Here is an 18,232-nt window from a genome sequence, read left to right as displayed (position 1 = left end):
GCCCCCACAGAGGCCCTGATCATGACCCGCCAAGACACACATCTTTCTGCCCTGCAAAACGCGCCGCTTCTGCTTGATATCCTTGCCAAGCATGCGCGACAGCAGGGCGCGGCGACCGCCTTTGTCTTCATCGGCAAAGACGGGACCGAAACGACAATGAGCTTTGCAGAGCTTTTTGCCGCGTCGAACAAGTTTGGTCACTGGCTCAGCACGCTGGCTGCACCGGGTGACAGGGTCATTCTGGCGCTCGATTCCGGGCCTGACTATGTGTGTTCCTTTCTTGGCGCCCTCGCCGCCGGGATTATTGCGATCCCGCTTTTCCCACCGGAAAGCGCGCGCACCCACCATATGGTCCGCTTGCGCACTGTGATTGCCGATGCGGACCCTGCCTGCATCCTGACAGAGCGTGACGCCGCAAATGACTGGGGAGATTTAACAGAGGTGCCCGTTCTGGCCGCCGCCGACTGCCCCGATGACGACACGTCCTTCGTCCCGACAGCCGTCGCAGCAGATGATCTGGCCTTTCTGCAATACACCTCCGGCTCCACCTCTGCCCCCAAAGGCGTGATGGTCAGCCACGGTAATATCATCGCGAACACCCATGATATCATGAAATCAATCGCGCTTACGGCTGACGATGTCTGTGTCAGCTGGCTTCCGATCTACCACGATATGGGTCTGATCGCGACCGTACTGACACCTATCGTGATGGGGATGAAAACGGTTAACATGTCGCCCAAACGGTTCCTCATGCGACCGGAACGCTGGTTACAGGCGCTTAGCGATCATCGCGGCACGATGACCGGCGCACCAGATTTCGCCTACCGGCTGTGCACCGAGGTGATCCGAGACAAGACAATCGAAACCCTTGATCTGTCGCATTTGCAGGTCGCATTCTCTGGTTCGGAACCTGTGCGGGCACAGACGCTTGACCGCTTTGCTTATCGCTTTGCACCCGCAGGGCTTGCGAGAGAGACCCTGCTGCCTTCCTACGGCCTGGCCGAGGCGACGCTTGGCGTCAGTGTCTGCGCCCGGGGCACGGCCCCCACAACGTGCACATTGCCGGACAGTGACGCCGCCCATGTGGATTGCGGCATCCCGATGCCGACAAGCGAGGTCCGCATCGGCGGTCCCGATTTCGCCTTCGACAACCGGTCGGATATTGGCGAAGTTTATGTCAGCTCCCCCTCTGTCACTTTGGGCTATTGGGGCAAGCCTAATGCCACCGCGCAGACCTTTCGCACAATCGACGGGCAGCGCTGGCTGCGCACCGGCGATCTGGGTTTTCTGTCAGACGGACACATTGTCATCACCGGGCGCGCCAAGGATCTGATCATTCTGGACGGGCAAAATCTCTTTCCACAGGATATCGAAATCCATGTGGAAGAAACCCAACCCCATGCCCGCAATGGCCGGGTCGCCGCCTATCCCACGCAAAGCAGCGAGGGCGAAGGCTTCGGGATTGCGCTGGAACTGACCGGCGCGGACGTCAATGCGCAAGACCTCGGACAGGTGACGGTAGACATGGCCGGCAATCTTGCGCAGACGTTTGGCCGCGCCCCCACCGAAATCCTGCTGATCAACCCCCGCAGCCTGCCCCGCACCTCCAGCGGCAAGCTTCAGCGTGGGCAGGCCGCACAAATTAGCCTGAAACAGCCCGAAATCATTGTGCATCGCTACGATGGCACCCGGACCGAAGCCACACGCCCGCTGACCGAGATGGAAACAAAACTCGCCACCCTTTGGGAGGGCCTTTTGAGCAAGCCCGTCACCGATCCCTCCGCCCATTTCTTCATCCAAGGCGGGTCATCGGTGCAGGCCAGCCGCCTTGTGGCCATGATCGAAGCCCAGTTTCAGGTGAGCCTGTCGCTGGGTACCGTTTTTGCAGCACCGACACTGGCGCAGATGGCCACGCATATCGCAGAAGCCGCCCCGGCCAGCACACTGCCTGTAGCACGCCCCCAAGGGCCTCTTCGTTTGAGCGGTTTATCGTCGTATTTTTGGCTTTTGGATGGTTTTGGTGTTGGTGGGTTGACGCATGTTGCGGGTGGTCTGCGCTTTTCGGGGGGGGTGGATGTTGCGAGGTTGGCGGCGGCTTTGGCGCAGGTTGTTGCCCGGCAAGAGGCGTTGCGCTTGCGATTTGTGCCGCTGGCTGATGGCGGGCTGGCGGCGACGGCGCGGTCGCCAGAGGAGGGTTTTGCCGGGCTGCGCCAGATGGATTTTGCCGCGATGCCTGCGCAGGTGGCGGCGGCCCGGCTGGATCATTTCTCGGCCCAGGATGCAGGCGATGCGCTTGATCTGCAGGACGGCCCGGGCTGGCGTGCGACCCTTGTTCATCTGCCCGGTGATGAGCAGGTGCTGCTACTAACTTTGCATCACATCATGTGCGACGGCTGGTCGATGGGTGTGTTGCAGGCGGATCTGCTGGCGGCCCTCGCCGGGCAGCTGGACCCCACCCCGCTTGCCCCAAGCTATCTGGATGTGCAGCACTGGCAGGCCGCGCTGGCTGAGGCGGATGCCGGGTCCGATGACCTTGGCTGGTGGCAGGACCGCTTGGGCCATGCTGGCCCGCCGCCGCTGGAATTGCCCACCGACCGGCCCCGCCCGGCGCAGCGGTCCTGGCGCGGCGGCCGCGTGACGCTGGACATTCCCGCGCCGCTGGCCGACCGGCTGCGCCTGCTGGCCACAGCGCAGGGGGCCACGCTGCAACAGGTGTTGATGGCCGGTTGGGCCGCGCTGCTGCACCGGCTCAGCGGGGCAGAGGATCTGTGCATCGGCCTGCCTGTCGCAGGCCGCGACCGGGCTGTCCAGCAGCAGATGGTCGGGCTGTTTGTCAACACGCTCCCCCTGCCTGTGCACCCTGATCCGCAAGCGGGCTTTGCCGCACTGCTGGATCAGCTGCGTGACAGCGCAGGCCACGCGCTACAGCATCAGAATGTGGCGCTGGATGCCCTGACCCGTGCCCTGCGCGGAGATGAGGCCCAGGCCGCCCGCCCACTGTTTGATGTGGTCCACGCCCATCAGCCTGGCGGCTTTGCCCCTGTCACCCTGCCCGGCGGGCAGACCGTGACCCCCTTTGCCCGCGCGACCGGCGCGCAGCAGTTCGATCTGGCGCTGGAAACGGTCGAGGCCGCCAGCGGGCCAATCAGCACGGCGCTTGGCTATGACGCCGATCTGTTTCTGGAAGACACCGCCACCCGCTGGCTGCAAGCCTATCGGGACCTGCTGGACGCGGCCGCCGCTGATCCCGCACAACCGCTTGACCTGCTGCCGCTGATGCCGCCTGCCGCACAGGCGCAGCTGACCGCCCCCTGGCCGGACAGTCAGGTGCAGGCGACAGTGCTGGTGCCCGCGCAGATCGCCGCCCAGGACCCTGCCCGCACCGCCATTGTGTTTGCAGGCACCGAGACCAGCTATGGTCAGCTGAACGCGCAGGCCAATCAGGTCGCACAGGCGCTGCTGGCCCGTGGGATCGCCCGCGAAGACCGCATCGCCATCTGCCTGCCCCGCGGCCCGGCGGCCATTGCCGCCTGTCTTGGCGTCCTGCGCGCCGGGGGGGCCTTTGTGCCGCTTGACCCGGGCCATCCCGCCGACCGCCGCGCCCATATTATCACCGATTGCGGTGCCGCGCTGGTCATCGGCGAAGGCCCCGCAGAGAGACCCGCGCTCACATCCGCAGAGATCGCGCAGGCCTCTCAGACGCCCCCTGATCTGACCTTGCATCCTGACCAGCTGGCTTATGTGATCTACACCTCTGGTTCCACCGGCACGCCCAAGGGCGTCGCCGTGAGCCATGGCCCGCTTGCCATGCATGTGGCCAGCACTGCCGCCGCCTATGAGATGGGCCCCGCGTGCCGCGAGCTGCACATGCTCTCGCTTGCTTTTGACGGGGCGCATGAACGCTGGATGGTGCCTTTCTGGCTCGGTGGGGCGATCGTGCTGCGCCCTGATACGCTTTGGTCCGGGCAGGACGCGCTTGACGTGATGGCCGCCCAGCAGGTCACCAATGCAGGCTTTCCGACAGCGCTGCTGCAACAGGTGGCCGAGGCCGCCCAAGGGCAGACCCCGCCGCCGGTGCAGATGTATTCCTTTGGCGGCGAAGCCATGCCCGGCGCGGGCTATGATCTGGCCCGCCAGACCCTGCGCCCGGATCTGATGATCAACGGCTACGGGCCGACCGAATGCGTCATCTCGCCGATGATCTGGAAAGGCCGCGCCGGGGACAGCTGCGCGACACCGCATCTGCCCATCGGGCGGCCTGTTGGCGCGCGGCGGGCCTATGTGCTTGATGATCGGCTCCGCCCGGTGCTGCCTGGGATGCCCGGCACGCTTTACCTATCCGGCGGGCTGGCGCGCGGCTATCTCGGTCGGCCCGGACAGACCGCCGCCGCCTTCCTGCCTGATCCCTTCGGCGCGCCAGGGGATCGGATGTATTGCACCGGCGACCGGGTGCGCCAGCGGCCCGATGGGGTGATTGACTATCTCGGCCGGGCTGACCGGCAGATCAAGCTGCGCGGCTACCGGATCGAACCCGGCGAAATCGAAGCCCGGCTGGGCGCCTGCGAAGAGGTCGCCCGCGCCCATGTGGCCAAGGTTGATACCGACACAGGCCCCCTGCTCGCCGGCTGGATCACCCCCGCGCAAGGCGCGCATCCCGACGAGACAACCCTACAAAACCACCTGCGCCGCGACCTCCCCGGTTACATGATCCCCGCCCAGATCGAAATCATCAACAGCTTCCCGCAAACGCCCAACGGCAAAACCGACACAGCCGCACTCAAACTCACAGAGCGCAACAGCCCACAAACCACAACCGAAACACTCACCCCAACAGAAACCAAAATCGCAACAATCTGGGAAAACATCACTCAACAAAAACCAAACAAAAACACAAACTTCTTCAATCAAAACAATGACTCCATTAAAGCTATGCAGATGGTCACCCGGATGCGGCAGGCGGGGTTTGATATTTCTCTGCGCCAGTTTTTCGCGGTCCAGACGCTCGAAGGGATTGCCGCCCATGCGACGCCGCTGGCGCAGTCCAGCGTGCAGACGCCAACCGGCCCTGCCGCATTAACGCCAATCCAAAAATGGTTCTTGCATCGCGATGATCCCACGCCAGATCACTGGAACCAATATGTCTGCGTGACACCCGGCACCGACATCACGGCGGATCAGATGACAGAGGCGCTGCAAGCCCTGACGCAAGCACATGATGTGTTCCGCACAGCCTTCCGCCAAGGCGCGGACGGGTGGCGGGCGATTATCCTGCCAGACGCTACGCCAGTGCGGCTGGTCACCTGTCATGCCGCCGATCTGGACACCTATCTGGCGCGGGCGCAGAAAAGCCTTTCGCTCCAGAATGGCGATCTGTTCCGTGCGATCTGGAGCATGGGCGAGACGCCAGAGCTTTACCTGATTGCCCATCACATGATCGTTGATGGCGTGTCATGGCGGGTCATACTGGATGACCTTGAACAGCATGTATCCGGCCAGCCGCTGATGCGCGGAGGCGCACCAGCCCGCTGGGCAGCAGAACTGGACGCGCTGGCGGTCCCTGAAACACAAACCGCCACATGGGCCGCACAGCAAGCGCAGATCAGGGACCTGCCCGTGGATAACCCGCAAGGAGACAACACCGCCGCAAAAATCTGCCACTATCGTCACGCATTTGATCCGGCGATGACATCGGCGGCGATCAGCGCGGGCCGTCCTTACAAGATCGACTTACAGAGCCTGATGCTAACTGCACTTGCTCAGGTGCTTTGGACATGGACAGGTGAGCGCGAGAATGTTGTCGCTCTTGAAACCCATGGCCGGATGGGGCGGCTGCCTGCGCCGGATCGCGCCATCGGCTGGTTCACCGCTGTTGTGCCCGTGACCCTGTCCGCCGGGGCCGCGGCCGACTGCTTGTGCAAAACAAAGGACACATTGGCAGAGGCAGCCCAAAACGCCAGCCAGTATAACAACTGGCGGCACGCAACGGGGGCAACCGGCCCCAAGATCGCCTTTAACCACTTGGGCCGCAACGGCGAGACGGGCGCAAAGCTACAGATGGATATGCGCCGCTCTGGCCTGTCCACCGGTCCGAACTCTCCGGTCGAACCAGAGATCACGCTTCTGTCGTATATCACCGACGACCAGCTGCATATTGATTGGGAATATGCGGGCGCCCGGATCACCGACGAGACGATCACACGGCTGGCGAGGCATTTTACTGATGCGCTGGCCAACCTAATTGACCACTGTCGCAACGCCCGCCCGCGGGCCACACCATCCGATTACCCGCTTGCGCCGCTGACGCAGGTGGCGCTTGATCGGATTGATCCCCTGTCGCGCGGTATCGCGGATCTTTATCCAGTGACACCTTTGCAGGCGGGCATGCTGTTTCACGCCGATCTAAACCCCGGCCACGGCGCTTATGTCAACCAGATGCGGATGACATTGGAGGGGCTTACCGCCGCCCAATTGCAAGCGGCCTGGGTCAGCACCTGCGCACGGCATGACATGTTCCGGACCGGCTTTGCCATGGCCGGTGCAGCGGGTGAGCCGCTGCAAATGCTCTATGACACCGCCGCCCCTGATATCCGGATCATCACCGGGGCTGAGCCGGATATCCATGCCGCAATGCAGTCCGATCGCGCCAAAGGGTTCGATCTGACCCGCCCGCCACTGTCGCGGCTGACGATTGTCGAAACCGGCCCCCAGCGGCTGTGCCTGATCTGGACCTGCCACCACCTGTTGACCGACGGCTGGAGCCTTGGAACATTCCTATCCGAGGTGCTACAGATCGCCCAAGATCCGCAGGCGACACTGGCACAAGCGTTGCCTTTCAAAACCCATGTCAGCGCCTTGGAAGAACGGCCCTTTGATCAGAACTACTGGGCGCACCAACTGGCTGAACTGGAAAGCCCGACACGGCTGGCGGATGCATTTACCGTGCCCGGTGCTGCACCTGCCGAACGCACAACATCCCTGCCCGACCAACTGGCCGAGGCGCTGACGAGCCGCGCCAACGCGCTTGGGGTCACCCTGAACACCTGCTTTCAGGCCGCCCTTGCACTGACCATGCGGCGATATCAGCGCGACAAGACAGTTTGCTTTGGCATGACCACATCGGGCCGCAACCATATCGCCACGGACCAGCCCGCGGTCGGGCTTTATATCAGTACGCTGCCAGTGATCTGCGATCTGGATGACCAGCCTGTCGATGACTGGCTCCGCCAGATTCAGCAGCGTAGCCTTGAACTGCTGGACCATGAAGGCGACGCCCTGACGGCCATCGCCGCGCAGGCCCCGCAACGGGGTGGAGAGCTGTTTGATACGCTGCTTGCCTTCGAAAACTATCCGCTGGATATGGCCTTGAAGAACGCACCCTTCGACCAACCGGTCACCATCAAAGATTACACATTGGAGGAGCAAACCAACTTCCCGCTTGCCGTCGCCGTCCTGCCCCATGACGGCTTGACCCTGCGGCTGAATAGCGGCGCGGATGCATTTGGGGCGGATGGGCTCAAAGTGATTGAAACCACACTGATACAGGCGCTGACATCCCTCGCCACATCTGAGTACAACACGATCAGTGACCTGCGGCGGGCTTTGGGCACGGATCTGCAACTGTCCGATTTGCCCGTAGCGCCCACGGGCACGCTGACGGAACGGTTTGCGCAGATCGTCACGCAATATCCCGATCATTATGCCCTGCGCTATGGCGAAACGCGCCTGACCTACCAAGAACTGGATCACTGGTCCAATGCGCTGGCCCATCGGATCATCGGGCAAACTGGCAAAACAAGCACGCGCATCGGGCTTGCCTGTGACCGATCAATCAATCTGGTGATCGGTATTCTGGCCATTTTGAAAGCAGGGGCGGCCTATGTGCCGCTCGACCCGGCCAATCCGGCAGACCGACTGCGTTACATCGCCGACGATGCAGAACTGTCTTTCGTTGTGACCGACCAGCACCTGCCTTCGGAATTTGGCGGCATCATTTCGTTTGATGGGCTGAAACCCTGCACGCAGCCCCCCCAAACGCCACCCGGACAAGCGGCCTATGTGATCTACACCTCTGGCTCTACGGGAAAACCCAAAGGGGTCGAGGTCACGCATACCAACGTGCTGCACCTGTTGGAACGCACCCGCTTTGGTTTTGACGCCAGCGATATATGGACCTTTTTCCATGCATATAGTTTCGATTTTTCCGTATGGGAAATCTTTGGCGCGCTTCTGTCGGGGGGCGAATTGGTGATCGTGCCTTATCTGACCAGCCGGGATCCTCAGGCAATTGCGGCGCTGTTGCGGGACACGAAGGTCACCGTCTTTGGCCTGACCCCCACGGCCTTTCATCACACCCTGCCAGAGCTGCTGCGCAGCCCATCTTCGGACTATCGGCTGCGCCATTTGCGTTTGGGGGCAGAGATGCTCGAACTTTCCAGTCTGGCCCCCGTGTGGGATCATTTCGATGGTCTGACGGTGCATCACACCTATGGTCCGACCGAAACGACCGTTTTTGTGACCCACCACATTGTCACGCCAGACGATATGCAGCATCACAAAAAGGCCCCACTGGGGCAGCCGACCAGCGGGGTCGCCCTGTACCTGCTGGACGACCTGATGCAGCCTGTGCCTGACGGGGTGCCAGGCGAGGTGCACATCGCAGGTCCCGCTGTGACCAATGGCTACCTCAACCGCGCTGAATTGAACGCAAAGGTTTTTCCTGAATGGAACGGGCAGCGTGTTTATAAAACCGGTGATCTGGCGCGGCGTGGCGCGCATGGGCGTCTAGAATTCATCGGGCGGGCCGATCAACAGATCAAACTGCGCGGTTACCGGATCGAATTGGGAGAGGTCGAAACAGTCCTGCGCAGCCTTCCCGGTGTCACGGATGCAGCGGTCATCCAACACAGCGCAGACGGCCAGTCCGATCTGGCGGGCTACTATGCCGGGCAGCCAGAGGATGATCTGCGCGCGGCGCTGGGGCAAATGCTGCCCGCGCATATGGTGCCCCGCTGGCTGACCCAGGTCACAAAACTGCCGATAACACCCAACGGCAAACTGGACCGGCGCGCCTTGCCGCGACCTGCATATGAACACCGCAGCGGTCCGGCCCTGCAAACAGAGACCGAACAAAAGCTCGCCGCCATGTGGCAAGAGCTGCTGGGCACCGGTGAGATTTTTGCAGACGATGATTTCTTTGCGCGCGGCGGGCATTCGCTCCTGGTGACACGGCTGCGGACAAGGATTGAACAGGAATGGGGCCAATCCATCCCGCTCAAGACATTCTTCGACCTGCGGCAACTTGCGCAAATCGCGGCCTATCTCGACGCGTCAGGGCAACCCGCCGACAGCTTTGATGACCTCACCGCACTTCTGGACGAACTGGAAAACTAGATGAATGACCCCCGTATCGATCTGGCCAAACGTATCCTTGCTTTGCCTGCCGACAAGCGCCGGACTTTCCTTGCCGCGCTGACGCAGTCGGGCCGCACCGTGTCCGAATTGCCCGTGCCTGTAACGGACCGTTCTGGGCCTCTTCGTTTGAGCGGTTTATCGTCGTATTTTTGGCTTTTGGATGGTTTTGGTGTTGGTGGGTTGACGCATGTTGCGGGTGGTCTGCGCTTTTCGGGGGGGGTGGATGTTGCGAGGTTGGCGGCGGCTTTGGCGCAGGTTGTTGCCCGGCAAGAGGCGTTGCGCTTGCGATTTGTGCCGCTGGCTGATGGCGGGCTGGCGGCGACGGCGCGGTCGCCAGAGGAGGGTTTTGCCGGGCTGCGCCAGATGGATTTTGCCGCGATGCCTGCGCAGGTGGCGGCGGCCCGGCTGGATCATTTCTCGGCCCAGGATGCAGGCGATGCGCTTGATCTGCAGGACGGCCCGGGCTGGCGTGCGACCCTTGTTCATCTGCCCGGTGATGAGCAGGTGCTGCTACTAACTTTGCATCACATCATGTGCGACGGCTGGTCGATGGGTGTGTTGCAGGCGGATCTGCTGGCGGCCCTCGCCGGGCAGCTGGACCCCACCCCGCTTGCCCCAAGCTATCTGGATGTGCAGCACTGGCAGGCCGCGCTGGCTGAGGCGGATGCCGGGTCCGATGACCTTGGCTGGTGGCAGGACCGCTTGGGCCATGCTGGCCCGCCGCCGCTGGAATTGCCCACCGACCGGCCCCGCCCGGCGCAGCGGTCCTGGCGCGGCGGCCGCGTGACGCTGGACATTCCCGCGCCGCTGGCCGACCGGCTGCGCCTGCTGGCCACAGCGCAGGGGGCCACGCTGCAACAGGTGTTGATGGCCGGTTGGGCCGCGCTGCTGCACCGGCTCAGCGGGGCAGAGGATCTGTGCATCGGCCTGCCTGTCGCAGGCCGCGACCGGGCTGTCCAGCAGCAGATGGTCGGGCTGTTTGTCAACACGCTCCCCCTGCCTGTGCACCCTGATCCGCAAGCGGGCTTTGCCGCACTGCTGGATCAGCTGCGTGACAGCGCAGGCCACGCGCTACAGCATCAGAATGTGGCGCTGGATGCCCTGACCCGTGCCCTGCGCGGAGATGAGGCCCAGGCCGCCCGCCCACTGTTTGATGTGGTCCACGCCCATCAGCCTGGCGGCTTTGCCCCTGTCACCCTGCCCGGCGGGCAGACCGTGACCCCCTTTGCCCGCGCGACCGGCGCGCAGCAGTTCGATCTGGCGCTGGAAACGGTCGAGGCCGCCAGCGGGCCAATCAGCACGGCGCTTGGCTATGACGCCGATCTGTTTCTGGAAGACACCGCCACCCGCTGGCTGCAAGCCTATCGGGACCTGCTGGACGCGGCCGCCGCTGATCCCGCACAACCGCTTGACCTGCTGCCGCTGATGCCGCCTGCCGCACAGGCGCAGCTGACCGCCCCCTGGCCGGACAGTCAGGTGCAGGCGACAGTGCTGGTGCCCGCGCAGATCGCCGCCCAGGACCCTGCCCGCACCGCCATTGTGTTTGCAGGCACCGAGACCAGCTATGGTCAGCTGAACGCGCAGGCCAATCAGGTCGCACAGGCGCTGCTGGCCCGTGGGATCGCCCGCGAAGACCGCATCGCCATCTGCCTGCCCCGCGGCCCGGCGGCCATTGCCGCCTGTCTTGGCGTCCTGCGCGCCGGGGGGGCCTTTGTGCCGCTTGACCCGGGCCATCCCGCCGACCGCCGCGCCCATATTATCACCGATTGCGGTGCCGCGCTGGTCATCGGCGAAGGCCCCGCAGAGAGACCCGCGCTCACATCCGCAGAGATCGCGCAGGCCTCTCAGACGCCCCCTGATCTGACCTTGCATCCTGACCAGCTGGCTTATGTGATCTACACCTCTGGTTCCACCGGCACGCCCAAGGGCGTCGCCGTGAGCCATGGCCCGCTTGCCATGCATGTGGCCAGCACTGCCGCCGCCTATGAGATGGGCCCCGCGTGCCGCGAGCTGCACATGCTCTCGCTTGCTTTTGACGGGGCGCATGAACGCTGGATGGTGCCTTTCTGGCTCGGTGGGGCGATCGTGCTGCGCCCTGATACGCTTTGGTCCGGGCAGGACGCGCTTGACGTGATGGCCGCCCAGCAGGTCACCAATGCAGGCTTTCCGACAGCGCTGCTGCAACAGGTGGCCGAGGCCGCCCAAGGGCAGACCCCGCCGCCGGTGCAGATGTATTCCTTTGGCGGCGAAGCCATGCCCGGCGCGGGCTATGATCTGGCCCGCCAGACCCTGCGCCCGGATCTGATGATCAACGGCTACGGGCCGACCGAATGCGTCATCTCGCCGATGATCTGGAAAGGCCGCGCCGGGGACAGCTGCGCGACACCGCATCTGCCCATCGGGCGGCCTGTTGGCGCGCGGCGGGCCTATGTGCTTGATGATCGGCTCCGCCCGGTGCTGCCTGGGATGCCCGGCACGCTTTACCTATCCGGCGGGCTGGCGCGCGGCTATCTCGGTCGGCCCGGACAGACCGCCGCCGCCTTCCTGCCTGATCCCTTCGGCGCGCCAGGGGATCGGATGTATTGCACCGGCGACCGGGTGCGCCAGCGGCCCGATGGGGTGATTGACTATCTCGGCCGGGCTGACCGGCAGATCAAGCTGCGCGGCTACCGGATCGAACCCGGCGAAATCGAAGCCCGGCTGGGCGCCTGCGAAGAGGTCGCCCGCGCCCATGTGGCCAAGGTTGATACCGACACAGGCCCCCTGCTCGCCGGCTGGATCACCCCCGCGCAAGGCGCGCATCCCGACGAGACAACCCTACAAAACCACCTGCGCCGCGACCTCCCCGGTTACATGATCCCCGCCCAGATCGAAATCATCAACAGCTTCCCGCAAACGCCCAACGGCAAAACCGACACAGCCGCACTCAAACTCACAGAGCGCAACAGCCCACAAACCACAACCGAAACACTCACCCCAACAGAAACCAAAATCGCAACAATCTGGGAAAACATCACTCAACAAAAACCAAACAAAAACACAAACTTCTTCAATCAAAACAATGACTCCATTAAAGCTATGCGTCTTGTTGATGCGCTGCGTAAAGCCTTCCCCGACCGGCAGTTAACCGTCGCAGATATGTTCAATGACCCCACCCCCGCAGGGCTGGCGCGCTGTCTGGAACAGGATGACCACGGCAGCCTGTCTGTTGTGAACCTGCATAACGGATCAGGCGGCGCGCCAGTGTTCCTGTTCCCCGGGCTGATGGTGAACACCCGCGAATATGCGCCTCTGGCACGGCACCTTCAGACCAATGGGCAGGGCGACCATCCGATCACGGGGTTCGTGTGCTATTCGCTAAACGAAAACCGACGTAATGGCCTTTCGATCAAGACCCTGGCCGCAGATTATGCCCAGTATATCAAGGACAACGCACAGGGGCCCTGCAGCTTTCTTGGCTGGTCCTGGGGCGGGGTGCTGGCCTATGAAACGGCGCAGCTACTGCAATCAGATATCGATCTGAACTTCGTCGGCATGCTGGATGTTTGCAATCTGGATGTGAATTTCGCCACCAAAACCTTGGTCGAGATCAAGCCGGTGCAGGAAAAAGCGTTAACCAAACTGGTGGCCGATTGGATGCCCCGCACAAAGCTGCGACCCAAATGGGAAGCCCTGTTTCGCAAGATGGACGCGGATGTATACCGGCAATTCCTGCGCTTTGTGCAGGCCACGGCCGGGCAGCTTCCGACCGACGGGCCGGGGATCGGCAGCAAGGAATACGAGCTTTGGACTTTTCTGGATAACACACTGATTTATCGCAAACATCAGACACAGCCCGCCGACATTCCGATTCATGTCTGGCAGGCAGAGGATTCGATCCGGCGACAACTGAGCCTCGTTGATTGGACCCGCTATTCCAACCGGGTCGAACGCACCGTCGTGATCCCCGATGTGACCCATCGGGAGATCGTCGACAGCACCGCATTTCACCAAAGTTTTGCCGACAGCCTGTCCGGCCTCTGGAAGGAGAAAGACCATGCGTGACCCCGCGATTGACGCCATGCGTTCACTTGCCCTGTGGGGTATCATTATCGCCAATCTGCCCTTCCTTGCCATGCCCGGCGGATACGGGCTGTCTTGGTGGTTGATGGATGCCAGCGGGGCCGATATTGGCGCGGGTTTTCTGATCCGCGCGCTGGTTGAAGGCAAATTCATTGGGGTCTTTTCACTGCTCTTTGGCTACGGGATCGCGCGGCAGTTGGACACCCGTGATCGCGGCTATGTTTACCGGCGGTTGGGGGTGCTGGCAGTGCTGGGTGTGGCGCATGGTATCCTGTTGTTTCCGGGCGATATTTTGCTGCCTTATGCAATCTGCGGATTGGCTTTCATGGTACTGCAGCGGCGGGGCGAAACGACGCTGGCACCGGCGCTGGCGGGGCTTGCATTGGCGAGCGTCGGGATGGTTGTATTGTCGATCCTTGCGTTGCTGCTTGCCCTGCCTGAACCGGATGTCGCGGCAGTCATCACAATCGTGCGCGACGGTAGCCTGAGCGCTTATCTATCGCTGAATTTTGCGGTGTGGGTCGGTGCGCTGATGGAGCTGCCTTTTCAGCTTATTTTCCAGATATTTGCCGCCTTTGCACTGGGGGCATGGGTCTATCACAGGTATGCGAATTACGGCGATTTCATTGCCCAGCTTCGCCCGTACCGGCGGCTGCTGTGGAGCGTTGGGCTGATCGGCAACTTGATTTATAGCGGCTTTGTCATTCTTGGGCAGGTCCAAGATATGCCGTCGGTCAGCTATCTGGCGGCGACATTGCGGCCTGTTTTTGGGGTTGTTTTGATGCTGGCGATCCTTTCGGACTTTTATCGGATTTGCGTCGGACTTTCACAAACGCGGGTCGTCGGATGGCTGCGCCAGACAGGGCGTGCCTCGCTCAGTCTTTATCTGCTGCAATCGCTGGCCTGCGTGCTGTTGTTCCGCGGATTTGGGCTCTATGCGGTGCTGTCGATGTGGCAGGCATTGGTGCTGGCGGTGATCCTTGGCGGGGTGCTGCAAGTGCTGCTGCTGGGCTGGCTGCGGGTGTTCGGGATTGGACCGTTTGAATATGTGATGCAGGCGGTGATGCGGTCCGGCAGAGGGCGCGAGGTGGTGGCAGAGTAGCGGCGCTGCATTTGGGTGCGGAGGTTACGCGCGTCCACAAAAGCGCCCACCCCGTGAGGGAGGGTTGGCGGCGTCCCGGAATTGATCCAGTGGATCAATTCAGCCGACAACGGGCGGAGCCCCGGCCCGGGTGCGTTTTCGCGCAACGGAAGCCTCAATGAAGATAGCGACACGGCTGGTGCGGCGCGTAACAGAAGGGCAGCGCCCGGACCTCGGGGATGGCGCTGCTTCGCTTGTGCTTGGCGATGCGGTCACATCACATGCAGCGGTCGTGCGGGGTGTAAGGTTGCAGAAGCGCCCTCCCCGTGGGGGAGGTCCGGGCGCTGCCCGGCGATGCCGGGCAAGATTACCAAATCCATTGTGTTAAAATTCTAACCAATTCTGGGGGGTTGCACTCGTGCGTCTGAGAACATCTTTTCGATTGCTGGCTCAAACCTCATCATACCAATATCATGGATAAACTTAATTCCTGATCCAATTGGGCAACCGTTTTCATCGCCTGCAAATCGAGACGATAATTCTACAAAATACCTAGGTTCAGGAATATTGAAGTTCGCTTCCGTCGAATTGGAGCACTGGAAGACGGCATGGGCGACGAAATCTGAAATCTCCAACATTTCGCTTTCACCCTTTTTCAAAGTTGAGATACCAAATGGATTTAGAATCGACAGTGATTTAGATTGCGGGTAAATTGGCTTAGATTTCACCTTACCCAAAAATCTACGCATGGCGTCATAGTCATGGTTCATTTTCTCAAAATATACAGCTAGATCATCATCGGATTCGACATGCGGCGCCAAGTAGGTACAAATATTTTCAAGAAGGTATTGTGCGCACTTATTGTAGAATTTGTGCGCATTTCCGTTAATATCTATTTTGTAGTCTCCTAGGGTCGCCTTATTCGAAACAACAGTAAAAAACCGAACGGGAAGTCTATTTAACTCACGGGCGAGAAAAACCTTTTGGGAGTGGCCGAGCTCGGTTGCATGCTTCCAACTCTTCTTTCCGATACGATCCTTAGCGTCTCGAAATGCATTTTTTGCAAGAACTTCGGCAGTAGGCTGGCATACGACCCCTGCCATAACAAAGTACGGAGATGCACCGCCCGACGAAGTACTCCGTACTTTTGCAATTCCTGCTTCACCACTTTCATCAATGTATATATTAAATTTCAAGCGATCCCTTCAATCACCCAACAACCTCCTCAAACTCCCGCCATTCCCCCTTGGACATCCCGGAGGTCTCCTGCGTCACCTCTTCACCTTTGAGCATCCGGCGCAGGCAGTCAATCGCCTTTGACGAGAGTGTCGCGCCGCCCATGCGGTAGTCCTCGAACGCTGCGTAGGCTGCGGGGACCCAGTCGGCGACGACTTTGCAGATTTCCTCGGCATAGACCCGGATTTCGTATTGCGCATGGGCATCCGCCCGCAGCCGCAGGAAGTGGAAGAGGTTGTGCAGGTCCACTTTCCAGTACCATTGGGTGTAGATATTGGCGGGCAGGTTCATGCGGGCGAGTTCGCGGGCGAGCCCTTGTTGACCCTCCCCTTCTGGCGTCGTGTCAGAGATCATCTCGGCGTAGTGGTCATAGGCGCGCGCGGCGTCGCCTTTGAGGTATTCCAGCACGCGGGCGGCTTCTTCGCCGGTCAGCGCTTCCCCCCTGCCCTGATTGTTGATCACCGATTGCGCGGCGAGCTTGTCAGGCTCCGGAATGTAGAATTCCCGATCAAGGATCGAGTACCGCGCGGAATATTCGTTCACATTGGCGGTCCGGTGCCGGATCCATTGCCGTGCCACGAAGACGGGGAGTTTGACGTGCAGCTTGATCTCGCACATCTCGAACGGGGTGGAGTGCCAGTGCCGCATCAGGTAGCGGATCAGCCCGGCATCGTTGGATACCGATTTGGTCCCCTTGCCATAGGACACGCGCGCGGCCTGACAGATGGCCGCATCGTCGCCCATATAGTCGATGACCCGGATAAACCCGTGGTCGAGCACGTCATAAGCTTTGTAAAGATGCGTCTCCATCCCTTCGGACACGGCCCGCAGGGTGGGTTTCGCGGCAGCGCGCAGCGCGTCGATTTCGGCCTGTTGCTCGGTCGTGATGGGCATTGTGTCCTCGCCTGTATGTGAGTCTTTTGCGGGACTATAGGGAAAGCGGCGGGTCGGCAAAACCTTGTTTGCGAGGATGGTCGCAACGGCCTGATATTGAATAACAGTTTGAACCTGTTATTTCGGTCCGACTATATTTATCCATCGTCATTACAGGACCTTCACTTTGCAGATCACCAAAAGACTTCGCCGGCTTATCTTTGCCGCATGCATGGCAGCCCCCGTGGCCCACGCCCAAACATCGGTTGACATACCGGTCGCTGATGCGCGGGTGATTGCGACCCGTGCCCTGATGGCCGGTGATCTGGAGCTTGCCTTGCAGATCGCGCGCGTTCTTTTGGCCCGCGACCCTGATGACCGGGTCGCCTTGGTTGTTTTGGCGGCCGCCGCCCCCCGCCTAGATGATCCCGCCGAGGGACGCCGCGCCGGGGTGCGTGCTTGGCGGTTGTCCGAGACAGACGCGCAGAAGTATGAGGCCGCAAGGCTGACAGCGCTGGCCGCCGCCGCCGAGGAACGGTTCACACTGGCGACTTTCTGGCTGCGCCGCGCCCTGACCGTCACCCCCAATGACGCCGAGCAAGAGCGCACCTTGCAGGATGCCCGCGCCGTGACCCGCCGGAACCCGTGGTCGACCAATCTGATCTTTTCGCTGGTCCCATCGAACAATGTGAATGGCGGCGCGTCCGAGGATGAGACCGGGAGCCTCTCGCTGTCGCGCGATGCGCAGGCGCTGGCCGGGGTCCGGGCCACGCTTGGGTTTTCTACCGCCTACCGTTTGCATGAAACCCGCACCGATCGCAGCTCTGTCAGCTTGCGCTATCAGTTGTCGCGGGTGGCGTTGGAAGATGCGGGGGAGCCACGCGCCGAGGGCAGTGATGACAAAATCCGCAACGAAGATTTCGCGACGGATTATTTCGCCCTGTCGTTTGATCACATGCATGCATTCGAGAATGGCACGCTGGGTGTGAACCTGAGCTTTGGCAGCTTCGCATATGGGTTGGAACCCCATTACGACTTCAAGCGGATCGGGTTGAGCCGCGCCCTGTCTTTGAGCGACGCGACGACCCTGCAGCTTTCTGTTCAGCGCGAGATTCAGGATTATGAAAGCACCGGGATCAGGGAAACCCGGCGCACGACGCTTGGCACCGCCCTTGCCTATCGCCGCGAGAATGGCGACCGGATCACTGGATCGCTGAGCCGTTTGCGCAGCGACAGTTTTTCAAACAACCATACGTTCGAGGAATGGACCTTGCAGGGGTCCTATAGCTGGAGCCAGCCCATCGGACCAATTTCGCTGAGCATCAATGCGGGTCTGAAATATGCCGATTATCCAGAGTATTTCTTTTTTGGTGATATTGGGCGCGAAGACAAAACATTCCTTTACGGCGCGAATATCGGCCTGCCGGATGTGTCCTATGCAGGGTTCAGCCCGATGCTGCAACTGTCGGGCAACATCGCAGAAAGCACTGTGAACCGTTTCACCCGCGATGGTTTCTCAATGGGGTTTGTGCTGAACTCGACTTTTTAAGGCACTATTGGCGCGTCGCT

6 protein-coding genes are annotated in these 18,232 nt (G+C 61.3%); 4 read left to right on the top strand and 2 right to left on the bottom strand.

The genetic code is table 11. The features are described from left to right. Positions 1-21: 21 nt before the first annotated feature. Genes ACJ5NV_RS05675 through ACJ5NV_RS05665 form a run of 3 tightly spaced genes read left to right on the top strand, consistent with a single transcriptional unit; the run spans position 22 to position 14,575 of the window. Positions 22-9,390, top strand: coding sequence for an amino acid adenylation domain-containing protein (locus ACJ5NV_RS05675; protein ID WP_411642662.1), 9,369 nt, complete (start codon positions 22-24; stop codon positions 9,388-9,390). Continuing rightward, positions 9,391-13,455 (top strand): non-ribosomal peptide synthetase, encoded by a 4,065-nt coding sequence (locus ACJ5NV_RS05670; RefSeq protein ID WP_411642661.1) that lies wholly within the window; start codon positions 9,391-9,393, stop codon positions 13,453-13,455. Then, positions 13,448-14,575, top strand: a complete 1,128-nt coding sequence (locus tag ACJ5NV_RS05665; RefSeq protein WP_411642660.1) for a DUF418 domain-containing protein — start codon at positions 13,448-13,450, stop codon at positions 14,573-14,575. Before ACJ5NV_RS05670 ends, ACJ5NV_RS05665 begins: the two co-directional genes overlap by 8 nt. A gap of 371 nt (positions 14,576-14,946) precedes the next feature. Here the strand turns inward: ACJ5NV_RS05665 and ACJ5NV_RS05660 are convergent, their stop codons facing one another. Both ACJ5NV_RS05660 and thyX read right to left on the bottom strand, forming a co-directional pair. After that, a complete protein-coding gene (locus ACJ5NV_RS05660) occupies positions 14,947-15,750 on the bottom strand; it encodes a DUF3800 domain-containing protein (protein ID WP_411642659.1) in 804 nt (267 codons plus the stop codon). A 13-nt stretch (positions 15,751-15,763) separates the two neighbouring features. Next, entirely contained in the window at positions 15,764-16,684 is a 921-nt protein-coding gene (gene thyX, locus ACJ5NV_RS05655) for an FAD-dependent thymidylate synthase (RefSeq protein WP_411642658.1), read from the bottom strand. 223 nt (positions 16,685-16,907) lie between these two features. Between thyX and ACJ5NV_RS05650 the strand changes: the two genes are divergently transcribed. Then, positions 16,908-18,212, top strand: coding sequence for a surface lipoprotein assembly modifier (locus ACJ5NV_RS05650; protein WP_411642657.1), 1,305 nt, complete (start codon positions 16,908-16,910; stop codon positions 18,210-18,212). Positions 18,213-18,232 lie beyond the last annotated feature (20 nt).

The organism is Loktanella agnita (assembly GCF_046640325.1).
Lineage (GTDB): Bacteria > Pseudomonadota > Alphaproteobacteria > Rhodobacterales > Rhodobacteraceae > Yoonia > Yoonia agnita.
This window is presented reverse-complemented; position numbering and strand designations above follow the sequence as displayed.

Bases quoted from the DNA above. Each gene is read 5' to 3' on its own strand.
- ACJ5NV_RS05675 (WP_411642662.1), top strand. From the start codon at position 22: ATGACCCGCCAAGACACACATCTTTCTGCCCTGCAAAACGCGCCGCTT.
- ACJ5NV_RS05670 (WP_411642661.1), top strand. From the start codon at position 9,391: ATGAATGACCCCCGTATCGATCTGGCCAAACGTATCCTTGCTTTGCCT.
- ACJ5NV_RS05665 (WP_411642660.1), top strand. From the start codon at position 13,448: ATGCGTGACCCCGCGATTGACGCCATGCGTTCACTTGCCCTGTGGGGT.
- thyX (WP_411642658.1), bottom strand. From the start codon at position 16,684: ATGCCCATCACGACCGAGCAACAGGCCGAAATCGACGCGCTGCGCGCT.